Origin of the sequence: Lederbergia galactosidilytica (assembly GCF_017873565.1) — a bacterium.
GTDB classification, from domain to species: domain Bacteria; phylum Bacillota; class Bacilli; order Bacillales; family Bacillaceae_C; genus Lederbergia; species Lederbergia galactosidilytica.
In genome coordinates, this window is record NZ_JAGGKH010000026.1 from 38,743 (window position 1) to 50,831 (window position 12,089).

Consider the following 12,089-nt stretch of genomic DNA (forward strand, 5'->3'; position numbering starts at 1 on the left):
GTGAGAAAGAGCCTCGACCCGTTCAAAAGATTTCAATTCATTTTAAAATAAAAGGACAAGATCTAGATAAAAAGAAAATGGAAAAAGCTTTAATCGTAACGGAATGAAACTGTGGAATGATTCAATCAATAATGATTCAATCAATAATAGACTCAATCGAAATGGAGAAAACATTTGCAATCGTAAGTTAAGCAGTTAACTAATGGGAAAATCAGAAAGGCGACTCTTAAAATAGGGTTTATCGCTAATTAAGTTCAAATAACGGTTTTCAATATAGGGCATAGTTGGAAAGACGAATTTTTTTGATAGAATTTGGAAATATAAATATGAGTCGTGTTTCGAGTGATTTCCAAGCGCCTAGCTTTACAAGGCGCTTGTGTCTTTCATAGGAGGCTAAAGCGATTATGAATAGAATATTTCTAATTATGTTGATTATCGGAGTACCTTTATCGGTTATTGGAGGTTTGCTTCATTTTCCAACCATATTAATGTTTATCATTTATTGTTTAACGATCGTTGCTCTAGCAAGTTTTATGGGGAGAGCAACTGAAAGTTTAACCCTTGTTGTAGGTCCACGAGTAGGTGGGCTGTTAAATGCAACATTCGGGAATGCGGTTGAATTAATCATCTCGATCTTTTCATTAAAAGCAGGTCTGATCGGAGTTGTACTAGCATCCTTAACAGGTTCCGTAATTGGGAATTTATTGCTTGTTGGTGGGTTATCCTTTTTTATTGGCGGCCTTAAATTTAAAGTACAAAAATTTAATGTGTTTGATGCGAGACATAATTCGGGATTATTAATGTTCGCTATCATTGTCGCCTTTGTTATCCCGGAAATGTTTAGTCAAAATTTAACAGAGACAAAGACGATGACTCTAAGTGTAGGAATTGCGATCATTTTAATTTTATTATATATCGCAGCTTTATTATTTAAACTAGTCACCCATCGTGGTGTTTATACGAAGGATGCAGATGAAAATGTCGTAACAGAAGAGCCAGAATGGAGTAAAGGCAAGGCAATCTTAATTCTTGCGTTAGCTACCCTTGTTGTTGCTTATATTTCTGAAAAGCTAGTCCATACTTTCGAAACGGTAGGGGAACAAATGGGATGGACGGAACTTTTTATTGGGGTTATTATTGTAGCGATCGTAGGGAACGCAGCAGAACATGCTTCCGCAGTGTTAATGGCCTTTAAAAATAAAATGGATGTTGCTGTGGAAATTGCTGTTGGTTCTACCTTACAAGTTGCGATGTTTGTTGCCCCACTCTTAGTGCTGATTTCTTTATTTTTCTCACAATCCATGCCACTTGTTTTTACCGTCCCAGAAATCATCGCAATGGTGACAGCTGTTCTTCTTAATATTGTGATATCAAATGATGGGGAATCCAATTGGTTTGAAGGGGCTACTCTTGTTGCTGCCTATTTAATTATGGGGATTGGGTTTTATTTATTGTAAGTATGGATAAACTGGAGACTTTCTGAAAAACATAAAGGCAAACAACTAAACAATTTCAAAATAGAAAGGGGTTTGCCTTTATGTTAAAATACACCTTAGCTTTTGGACTGGTCTTTACCTTATTACTAAGTGATCCAAGCTCTTATACTTTAGCAAAAGAACAGTCCAAAAAAGAAACCATTGAACTACCATCTTCTATCATTAATATTGAAAAAGAAAACACAAATCCAAATCAAGACGAAGAATTTCCTCATTTAAAACCGAGTGAATTTACGAAAGAATTACTGGAATCCTCAAATGAACCAATTGAAAATCCATATTTAATTAAAATATTGAATGAATCATCTATCAATAAATCTCCATTTGCCCTCGGAATGCGGGCGACAATTTTTATGGGAACATTCCCATTGAATTATCAATCTGAACAATCAACCCCAAATTGGCAGTATCAAAAAGTGAATACAAATACGTATGATAATAGTTCAGGGAAAGTAAATCAACAAATGAGTTATGCTCAACAAATCCAGAAAAGAATTAAAGGCGGATTAACTTCCAAGGTTGAACAAGCCGAGGATGTGCAGAACATGATCTTACTAAAAACTAGAAAAAAAACGAAGCTGCCTTTAAGTTTGGAAACAATGGTTGGAGCAGGAACGAAACATCATCAAGTCTATAATGTAAACCCGAAAAAAGTTGGTCATTTAAACGCCTATGTCCCAGCCATCGTCGAAAAAGGGGAAGTCACTTATGGAGAGGTCTATGTCGTCATTCGCGGGATGAAGCGTGAAATTGTCGTGAAAAATGTTACTTCACAAAAAATAGGGGCATGGTTACCAATCCAAGATCATCTATATTTCACCTTTCAAGTAACACCTTGATCAAATGGTTCTTTTTGTCACACATGAAAATGGACGATAAGAAAAAGCTATGAAAAAGGTGGAAAGGAGAAATAGATGAAAAAAGTAATTAATATTGGCTTAGTATTTTTCCTGCTATTTGGATTTGTTCAGTCAGTATCAGCGATTTCAAATAATGCAATCCATTGGGGCTTTAAGAAAGCTGGAAATGGGGAACAAGCAGATGCTGGCCAAGAATACGAAGCCTTACTTGAGAAATATGGCGCTTTTTACAAAGGAAGCCCTGATGATAAAATTTTGTATTTAACTTTTGATAATGGATATGAAAACGGCTATACAAAACAAGTTCTCGATGTATTGAAAAAAGAAAAAGTACCGGCAACTTTTTTTGTCACAGGACATTATTTAAGAACGGCTCCTGATCTAACAAAACGAATGGTGAATGAAGGTCATATTGTCGGCAACCATTCCTGGAGCCATCCAGATTTAACGAATATGAGTGTCCCGAAAATTAAACAAGAATTAAATAAGGTAAAAAAAGAAACTGAGCGAATCACCGGACAAAAAGGAATGCAGTATCTGCGACCACCAAGAGGAATTTTAAGTGAGCGTACATTAAAGGTTGCCCAAGAAGCGGGGTATACGCATGTACTATGGTCATTAGCCTATAAAGATTGGGAGGTCAACCATCAAAAAGGCTGGAAATATGCGTATGACCAGATTTTAGCTCAAGTCCATCCAGGAGCTGTTTTGCTCCTTCATTCCGTTTCAAAGGACAATGCAGATGCGCTTGAAAAGGTCATTCAAGACTTGAAAAAACAAGGCTACAGTTTCAAAAGCTTGGATGATTTTGTAATGAAAGAACAAATAAAAAATCCGGCTTTAACAATGTAGAGGAATGAAAGGCTATCCAAGCTTTGGATGGCCTTTTAGTTTTGATAATGCATAAGCTAATCAACCCAGATAAAATCCCGGAAAAAGGATTAACCACACTATTCATTGATTTTTCCCATGTGCTATACTAAAGAAAATATTTTTATTGGGGTTTTGTTCATGTGGAAAGAAAAGATTGCGATTAACGGTCCTTATGATTTTGATTTAGCTCTAAGTCGTTTAGAAATGGATCCATTAAATCAATTGAATCGTTTTGAAAGATGGGCCTGTGTCCCGATTTATGGTGAAAAACCTGAGGTTGCGACTATCCAAGCGATAGGTACTACAGATCAGCCTATATTTATAGTCAGTGGCCATCAAGAAGCAACAAAAGAAAAAGTATTAAACAGGATCTTTACGATTTTTCAATGGAATATTTCCTTAAAGGAAATACATGACCATTTTTTAAAGACTTCATTAAAAGATATTTTTATTCTCCATCACGGAACACCGATTGTATTGGATTTTGCTCCCTATACAACTGTCGTTAAAGCGATGATTCACCAGCAGATCCATATGAAATTTGCCATTCGCCTAACAACTGAATTTGTACATAGGTTTGGTTTTCAAATGGATGGGGTCCCTTTTTACCCAACACCTGAAACAATCTCTCAACTAAAACCTGAGCAATTAAGGGATTTAAAATTTAGTCAGAGAAAAGCAGAATACGTAATTGGCTTAGGGCAGAAAATAGCAAACAAAGAATTAAATTTAGCTGAATTGGCTAAGCTTTCGGATGAAGAGATTAAGAAAGAATTAGTGAAGATTCGCGGTATTGGACCTTGGACAGCCCAGTCTTTCTTAATGTCGGGCCTAGGGCGAGCGAATCTATTTCCGATGGCAGATATCGGTATTCAAAATGCGATAAAAAAGTTATTTGCGCTTGAGCTAAAACCGACGAAAGAAGAAATGTTGGAGTATAGCCGGGAATGGGAACCATATTTAAGTTATGCCACCCTCTATTTATGGAGAAGCATCGAACCACAAGCGGAGTGATCATATGGAAAAAATACAGCAAAATCAGAAATTCCCCCTTACCATAAAACGAATTGGAATTAATGGAGAAGGAGTCGGCTATTTCAAAAAACAAGTAGTGTTTGTACCTGGGGCGTTGCCGGGAGAAGAAGTCGTTGTAGAAGCGGTCAGAGCCCACCCGAAATTTACCGAAGCGATCGTGAAAAAGGTAAGGAAGCGTTCCCCACATCGCGTTAAAGCCCCTTGCCCTGTTTATGAACAATGTGGTGGCTGTCAACTACAACATCTAGAGTATGCCCAACAACTTAAAGCCAAACGTGATATTGTGATTCAAGCGCTGGAGCGGTATACGAAGTTTTCCGTTGAGCAATTAGAAATACGAGACACGATTGGAATGGAAGACCCATGGAAATATCGTAATAAAAGTCAATTTCAGCTTAGAGAAATGAAAGGAAAAATTGTTTCGGGTCTCTATAGCATGAATTCTCATCGACTCATCTCGGTACCTGAATGTATCGTCCAGCACCCGATAACGAATAAAGTGAATAATGAGGTAAGAAGAATCCTTGAAGATTTTCGTATACCAATTTACAATGAAAAAACGAAAAAAGGGATTGTGAAGACGATCGTAGTACGTGTGGGAGTAGAAACAGGGCAAGTGCAAGTCGTGATTGTGACGACAGGAAAAGAACTCCCGCGTAAGGACATGATTGGGAAGGAAATCAAAAAGCGGCTTCCAGAGGTCGTCTCTGTTATGCAAAATATCAATCCAAAGAAAACGTCTCTAGTTTTTGGCGACAAAACACAGAAACTAGCAGGTACAGACTATATCGAGGAGAAAATGAGTGCCTTTTCTTATGAATTATCGGCCCGCGCTTTTTTTCAACTAAACCCAGAACAAACGATCAAATTATATGATGAAGTAAAAAAGGCAGCAAATTTAACAGGAAAAGAAAAAATCGTTGATGCTTACTGTGGTGTAGGAACAATAGGATTATGGTTAGCAGAGGGAGCAGCAGAAATAAGAGGAATGGACGTCATTGGCGAAGGAATCAAAGACGCGAAAAAGAATGCAGCCAAACATCATCTCAACAATGCGATGTATGTCACCGGAAAAGCCGAAGACATTCTCCCAAAATGGGAGCGGGAAGGGTGGCATCCTGACGTCATCATCGTCGACCCGCCACGGACTGGTTGTGATCCTGAATTTTTCAAAACCTTATTAAAAATTAAACCCAAAACCTTTATCTATGTATCCTGTAACCCATCCACACTCGCCAAAGACTTGCAAGCGATCAGCAAACAATATGAAGTCCGATACGTGCAACCAGTGGATATGTTTCCGCAGACGAGTCATGTTGAGGTGATAGTGAAGTTTGTTTTGAAAGTTGTCTAACTAAAATAAACACTTCCGACAGATAATATACTTTACCGATTTTCAGCTCAATTTTTCTTGTTTCAATAATAATAAACATTTCCGATTTCCATGTTTAATTCAATATTATCCCGGTTTTCCCCAACAGGAATTCCGGGGTTTTTTTCTTACTCAAAACCACCAAACCATCTCTTCTTTCCCAGCTTCTTTTCTCCTCTATCCCTTGTGGTTCCTCACTTTATCCAATTTACTCTCCATAACAGTTCCAAGAACAGCCCAAGATCATTCCAGCGGTTTTACCAGTGGTTTCTTCTTCATTCCAATACTCATTTCTCGATTTTCTCTTACTTCCATTCTCGGTGAACTTTATTCTAACTCTGAAAAAACGTGAACAAAACACGTGAAAAAGAGACGGAAAACGGTCATTTTTGAACCAAAAAAGGGTGGAAAACGGGGTTCGGTCGGAAAACATTATTTTAACTCGGACGAAGGAATGCGGGTTGGGGGTGGGGGATTTCGGAGGAGTTTAAAATCTCGACACATAGTAGAGAAAAGAATTTAGTTTGGTTTGTAATATTTCATCCATAATATGGGTTTGGGATATAAGAGGGAGAAATAGTAGAAATACTGTAATGCTATTAGGTGGCAAATACTGATAAAGGGTACGCTCCATTAATTTCTAAGTTTTTTTGGGGGAAATCAAGAATGAATGTGGAGAAAGTAATTGAAATGATATTGAAAAAACATCGGAGGGGATCCAAAGCCCTTCGGATTGATACAGTTGGGAGGGCAACAGAATAGAAGAATGAGTTAATAAAAAAAGAAAACCACCCCGAATCGCTCAACCAAAAGCTAAGGGTGGTTTTTTTACAGAACTTGAGTAGCCTCTCGTTTTAGGGGGATAAAAAATAAATACTTTAATCCTTATCTTCATACATAGATAAGATTTCTTGAGCTTGTTTACGTAATCCAACTATTAATTCCTTTGGTTCTAAAATACGTGCATGGATTCCAAGTCTTAAAAATAGTGAAGTTATAAAATTAATTTCACCTCTATCTATGATAGTATCTATGTAACCAGTTCCATCTTTTTGGGTGACTACAATGCCATCTAAATAAGGAACACTTTTACATTGACGGACACCTTCCGTAGTTAAATGCACATACAGTCGAATTGGGCTTTTTACTTCATGAAAGTTGAACCATTCTTTTAAATTCATGAATTCATCTTCATTTTTTTCAGTTGATAATATGGAAAGAATGCGATCTACACGATACAGTAATATTTTTTTCTTATGATAATCGTAAGCAGGCAAATACCATAATCCATCATGAGCATATACACCGATTGGACGGATATGTTTTTTTCTCATACCTGATTTAGATTCATATTGAATGTGTAAATTTTTATTCTCAATAGAATGCTTCAAAACATCATTTAAAAATGGAGTATCAATCGTTCTTTTAGGGTTCCAAAAAGCAATATAAGAACGAATTTTATCTACTTTTATTTTAGCTTCACTTGGGAGTGAACTATATAATTTATGTTCAACCGAGGAAATTTCAGTATCAAAAGGCAAGTTGCGATAGTAATTCAGAGATAGGAAAGCAAAGAAGATAGAAACAGCTTCTTCTTCTGTAAATAAAATAGGAGGAAGAAGTCTACTTGTTAATACTGTATATCCCCCATTTCGACCTTGTTCAGAGTAAATTGACAATCCCATATCAGACAAATCTAAAATGTATCTATGTACAGTGCGAATGGATATATGAAATTCATCTGCTATTTCTTGTGCAGTAAACTTTTGTTTTTTGGTAACAAACATAAGAATATCTAATAGACGCTTGGCTTTTGACATTTTTCTCACCTTTTTCTTTTAATCATGTCATTACTTGTCATGTTTTACGTATAGTATAGTTTATACCTTATGATTGTTATCAACAAGGTAAACACTATAAAATAAAAGGAGATAAAAGTATGACCATTAACGAGAGAGCAAGAAGAGTAATTTTAGATTTAGCGGTTACGTTAGATGGATTTATAGAGGGACCGAATGGAGAGATTGATTGGTGCATTATGGATCCTGATATGGGATTCACTGATTTTTTGAATCAAATTGATACTATTTTATATGGCAGAAAGAGCTATGATTCATGGGGACAATATATTCCAAACAATGATGACTCCGAAGCCGATAAGGAAATTTGGAAGTTGGTTCATAGTAAAAAGAAATATGTTTTTTCCAGAACACAAGAAGGGATAGAAGAAAATGTGACTTTCATAAAAGATAATATTGTTGAAGAAGTAACTAAATTGAGGAAGAAGCCTGGCAAAGGTATTTGGTTATATGGTGGAGCAAGTCTTATTACCAGTTTTATCAATTTAGGGCTTGTCGATGAATTTAGATTATCTGTTCACCCGGTTGTTTTGGGAGAAGGGAAACCGTTGTTTATTGACATAAAAGAGAGAGTGAATCTAAGATTGGTTGAAACAAAAAGATTTTCATCAGGCGTTGTTCAACTTTGCTATCACCTTAATGAAGGGTAATGGACCAGCATAATGATGTGTACCTCATCGGTAAAAAATGCTTCTACCATTCTTCTCTTGATTCTTTTTCCACTTCGATACAAACATAGTTCCATCAGGGAAGAATGGAGTTACAGGAAGAAAAACTCCGAGGATTTGAATGATACTTATTTTGCAAACTCCTTCATTAGTTGAGGAGGAAATTTACTTTCACCTTGGTTTTTACCAACCTAACTCAATACAAATTCAGGCTGGATCCAATAAGGGTTCAGTCCTTTTTGTTTGTTCGATATTCTTCAATCTCTTGTCCGAGGGGGCAATGCGTATTTTTATGTTGTTTTAATTTTTTTCTATACAGTCTGGAAGAATACATAATAGCTACGGAGAAAAGGGAGGAAAAAGGTGGTGATTCTGTTTTTTATCTCCTGTTGCTTTCTTGATTACTGCCCCGAATAGGGGGGTATCTCAATTGTAGTGGTTAAATGTTCCATACCCTAAAACAAAATTTTAGGTGAACATCGTGCTTTTCAGCATAAACTAGTTTTATTGCTGCCGAACTTAAAAAAGTTCTATGTATTTTATCAATTCTCCTATTCCAAAAAATTGTTTCTGAAGTTTTTTGTCAAGGTTCTCCAAAGCTAAAGTAAATGAGCGGTCTATCTTCTTAAAACTTTTAGTATCCAAGTCTTTCAGTAATTCCCGGATATTTTCTATATAGTAAACAGTTTTTCTAAGACTACTGATAAGAAGAATTTTGCGTAATTCATTTACGGTATACATTCTATACCCATTGTCTTTATCACGTTTTGAACATATTAAGCCTTCATTTTCCCAATGACGTATCGCAGAGGTGTTTACTCCAGCAATTTCAGCGACTTGCCCAATACTCATCCTGTCATTTACTTTTATTCCTTCATAGCTTTTGAAATCCGTGGTTTTTATCACGTCTAAAATTTCTACTACACGCTTTTTTTCTTTCTCTAATTCGAATTGTTGCTCATTGATTAGCCAAAATGCTGCTTTGATATTTTGAACCTTTATTTTTCTCATCACTTCATAAACAACAGGGATTTCATAGCATTGAAGAAGTGCTCGTATCGTAATAAATGCTTGAAAATGAATCTGTGTGTAATATCTATGGTTTCCGTTTGTTCTTGGCACATCTACAATTAAGCCTTGTTCTTCATATCGCCTTAATGTGGTGGTGCTAACATTTAGATATTCTGAAATTTGTTTTGGGGAATAGATCATCTTACTTTCATTCCTACTTTCTAATAATTAAAGTAAAACATTCAAGTGCTACATTAACATATCAAATTGAAAAACGCATTGTATAGGGACGAAAAAGCGTGAAACTGAAATGTTGCATGAATGTTGTATTGTTAAAGTATAAAGCGTTTAGGAGTGATTTCATTGAAAAATACTAAAAATGTAAGATTATTAAACGGTACTGAAATTGAAGTGGGGCTGGTGGGGAAATCTGACAACAAAGTTATTATGTTACCAATCGCTAAGAAATCCGTTTATGGTCAAGAGGCTGAAAATTTGAAAATGTGGGGTGTTGATCCTAAATTGGGGGAACATATTATTGATGGGTTAGTAGAAGACTTCCAAGTACTGTATTTTGATTATGAAGGACACCTAATGCGTACTCCCAACCCTGACCATCTTACGCCCGAAAATATTGTGAGGGGTTGAAACTTGGATTAACGTTCAACACTTTAATGATTTAGATGCGTTTACTTTTACAATGTACAGTGGTGATTATTTGCAAGAAATTCAAGTTTACAGAATTGTGAAGGATATTTATGATCTATATCTCGATAATGTGTTCCCAGACTTTCTAAAGGTAATTCGTGAGTTAAGTGTAGGTTTCCAATCACAATCTATGCAAAGTAAGAAAGAAAACGCAATTGATGTTAGAAATGGGATTTTATTGGATTTTGCAAAAGTCAAATCTCTGATTTGAAAATAAAGACAAGAATAATAGTTGTCTTTAACATCAGCTAATCTATATCCATAAATTGGGCTGGGTCCAATAGCGACTCAGTCTTTTTTCTATTTTTATTCCCTTCAAATACCTTGCTAATATTGGTACCAAAATGTGTGGCGTTTATAGGAATACCACACTGCTTTGATTAGGAGACAGGGCTTACTTCTTCAGCCCCTGCTCATACTCCTGCCTATATTTCATCACTTTTTCCATATGAACACCAACTTTTGAAGCAATAAATGGAACAGCAAGACTTTCTACTAAAGATCTAGCAACTTCCTCTCTTATTTCTTGTTTGGCTTTATTGATATTTACATTTTGTACATAATCTTTTTTTATGTCTTGTACTATTTCAATGTCTAAATCCAATTTTTCTGCTATGAATGGTACAGAAAGTGTATCAATTAAGGATTTTGCAATATCTAACTTTACTTCCTCTCTAATTTTTTCATTATTTTTATCAATTGTCATATCATTACATTCCTTCCACTTACTTAATGTGTATTCATTATCTAGTGCGGTTCCACACCCATAAGTTATGAACTTAATTTTTGAATATATATTATAATTATAACAACTATTAAATATTGGCAGTTAATTCTTCTTATGTATCACTATCAGTGCCTGTTGGGTTATATTAACCAAAATTATAAACATTAAAAGATTTGGTTCAAGAAATAAGCAATATTTAAGCATAGTGAAATGGGAGTAGAGGCAGTTTGGGATGAAAATAAGAGATAATTGGGAGGGATAGCTGGATGAGAGATCCGAAAAGAATGAAGAAAATATTAGATTTTATAAATGAATTATGGGAACAGCAGCCAGATATGCGTTTCTTTCAATTAATTGATTCACTAGAACATGAATATTCAAATAAAAATAATGGGTTTGGTTATCGAAAAGGTTACGAAGTGAATTCAAGAAAAGATAAGCAACCAATGGCTTTTGTTGACTTGTTTTACTTGGAAGATGATGACTTTTTAGGGTTTTTACGAGATTTGATTGAGAAAAAATAGTAAAGAAAGCATTCCAAAAGAAAAGACCGAAGTGGAAAGTAATTACTCCTTGCTTAAAAGGGTAAAGGGGCTTGCATATAGTAAAATAGAAAGCTAAAATATGGTTAATAAATCAATTGAACAGGGTGTAGAAAATGAACCAGTATTCATTCATCTCACAATTTAATAAAATTTTGAAGCAAAAACACTTGTAACTAAACAGGTGTTTTTTTATTTTGACTATAGTCAATGTAATGGAAAGAATCACGGGAAGTTAATGCACAAATCGAAATTAAAGGGGTGGGTAAAATGGACAGGGACGAAGCACAGGAGCTTTGGGAGATTGTCTTACAAAAGGTACAACAACGACTATCAAAGCCTATGTACGACACGTGGATTGCTCCATTATCCGGACAAATAGCGGAGGGTAATACGATTGTAATCAATGCAGCCAGTGAATTTGCTAAGGAGTGGATTGCAGAAAGATACGTGCACCATTTTATTGCAGTGCTAAAAGATTTGACGGGGCAAGATTTTAAAGTGCAGGTTACCTATCCACAAACTAAAGAAGAGAGGAAAGAAAGCGATCCTTGCTCTTCAATCAGCAAAGAAGTCATAAATTCAAATAAAAATAGTAGTCAAGTCAAATATAAAAAAGTAAGCGTTAAAATACCTACAATCACCCCGTCCAATCATTCAATAAGATTAAGGAAAGAAAATGAAAGAATAACAAGAAGTTTAAATCTCCCCTTAGCCGATTTAGGTTTGTCACATGCTGAAAAAAGAATATATGCAGGAAATGAAAGGATTCGTGAAAAACATAAATGTAGGGAAAATGGAATATTTGGTTCGTTTTTTAGACGTAAATAATAGTCAGGATAGGGTAGTGTCAAAAATTCTATGAAAACAAAAGCCTAAACGTAGCTCTACGGTCTAAATGTGGTGGTAAGCTACCGCAATCGCTCTTGACAAACACG

At 35.5% G+C, this 12,089-nt stretch carries 13 protein-coding genes; 10 read left to right on the forward strand and 3 right to left on the reverse strand.

The window, feature by feature from the left end; genetic code table 11:
* Positions 1-404: 404 nt before the first annotated feature.
* From cax to rlmD, 5 genes are all read left to right on the forward strand, one after another.
* On the forward strand, positions 405-1,457 hold the full coding sequence (gene cax / locus J2Z23_RS19860) for a calcium/proton exchanger (RefSeq protein ID WP_174517091.1): 1,053 nt from the start codon (positions 405-407) through the stop codon (positions 1,455-1,457).
* An 80-nt stretch (positions 1,458-1,537) separates the two neighbouring features.
* Positions 1,538-2,335, forward strand: a complete 798-nt coding sequence (locus J2Z23_RS19865; RefSeq protein ID WP_209974932.1) for a YfkD family protein — start codon at positions 1,538-1,540, stop codon at positions 2,333-2,335.
* Positions 2,336-2,410: 75 nt separating this feature from the next.
* Positions 2,411-3,208 (forward strand): delta-lactam-biosynthetic de-N-acetylase, encoded by a 798-nt coding sequence (gene pdaA / locus J2Z23_RS19870; RefSeq protein WP_057987502.1) that lies wholly within the window; start codon positions 2,411-2,413, stop codon positions 3,206-3,208.
* 159 nt (positions 3,209-3,367) lie between these two features.
* Positions 3,368-4,243, forward strand: coding sequence for a DNA-3-methyladenine glycosylase family protein (locus J2Z23_RS19875; protein WP_064468324.1), 876 nt, complete (start codon positions 3,368-3,370; stop codon positions 4,241-4,243).
* A gap of 4 nt (positions 4,244-4,247) precedes the next feature.
* A complete protein-coding gene (gene rlmD, locus J2Z23_RS19880) occupies positions 4,248-5,618 on the forward strand; it encodes a 23S rRNA (uracil(1939)-C(5))-methyltransferase RlmD (protein WP_209974934.1) in 1,371 nt (456 codons plus the stop codon).
* Positions 5,619-6,514: 896 nt separating this feature from the next.
* Here the strand turns inward: rlmD and J2Z23_RS19885 are convergent.
* A complete protein-coding gene (locus J2Z23_RS19885; protein WP_209974936.1) occupies positions 6,515-7,456 on the reverse strand; it encodes a helix-turn-helix transcriptional regulator in 942 nt (313 codons plus the stop codon).
* A gap of 119 nt (positions 7,457-7,575) precedes the next feature.
* Here J2Z23_RS19885 and J2Z23_RS19890 point away from each other — a divergent pair, with 119 nt between their 5' ends.
* A complete protein-coding gene (locus J2Z23_RS19890; RefSeq protein ID WP_209974937.1) occupies positions 7,576-8,145 on the forward strand; it encodes a dihydrofolate reductase family protein in 570 nt (189 codons plus the stop codon).
* A gap of 537 nt (positions 8,146-8,682) precedes the next feature.
* Here J2Z23_RS19890 and J2Z23_RS19895 read toward each other — a convergent pair.
* Positions 8,683-9,375 (reverse strand): MerR family transcriptional regulator, encoded by a 693-nt coding sequence (locus tag J2Z23_RS19895; protein ID WP_209974939.1) that lies wholly within the window; start codon positions 9,373-9,375, stop codon positions 8,683-8,685.
* Between the two features lie 162 nt (positions 9,376-9,537).
* Here J2Z23_RS19895 and J2Z23_RS19900 point away from each other — a divergent pair, with 162 nt between their 5' ends.
* Both J2Z23_RS19900 and J2Z23_RS19905 read left to right on the forward strand, forming a co-directional pair.
* Positions 9,538-9,822: a hypothetical protein gene (locus J2Z23_RS19900; protein WP_209974941.1), complete on the forward strand. Its 285-nt coding sequence runs from the start codon at positions 9,538-9,540 to the stop codon at positions 9,820-9,822.
* Positions 9,823-9,874: 52 nt separating this feature from the next.
* Entirely contained in the window at positions 9,875-10,093 is a 219-nt protein-coding gene (locus J2Z23_RS19905) for a hypothetical protein (RefSeq protein ID WP_209974943.1), read from the forward strand.
* 183 nt (positions 10,094-10,276) lie between these two features.
* On the opposite strand, the gene J2Z23_RS19910 is transcribed toward J2Z23_RS19905, so the two are convergent.
* Entirely contained in the window at positions 10,277-10,588 is a 312-nt protein-coding gene (locus tag J2Z23_RS19910; RefSeq protein ID WP_209974946.1) for a hypothetical protein, read from the reverse strand.
* Positions 10,589-10,875: 287 nt separating this feature from the next.
* Here J2Z23_RS19910 and J2Z23_RS19915 point away from each other — a divergent pair, with 287 nt between their 5' ends.
* Positions 10,876-11,133 carry a hypothetical protein gene (locus J2Z23_RS19915; RefSeq protein WP_209974948.1) on the forward strand — a complete coding sequence of 86 codons (258 nt, stop codon included), beginning with the start codon at positions 10,876-10,878 and terminating at the stop codon, positions 11,131-11,133.
* Positions 11,134-11,421: 288 nt separating this feature from the next.
* On the forward strand, positions 11,422-11,982 hold the full coding sequence (locus J2Z23_RS19920; protein ID WP_209974949.1) for a DnaA N-terminal domain-containing protein: 561 nt from the start codon (positions 11,422-11,424) through the stop codon (positions 11,980-11,982).
* The last annotated feature ends 107 nt before the right edge of the window (positions 11,983-12,089 follow it).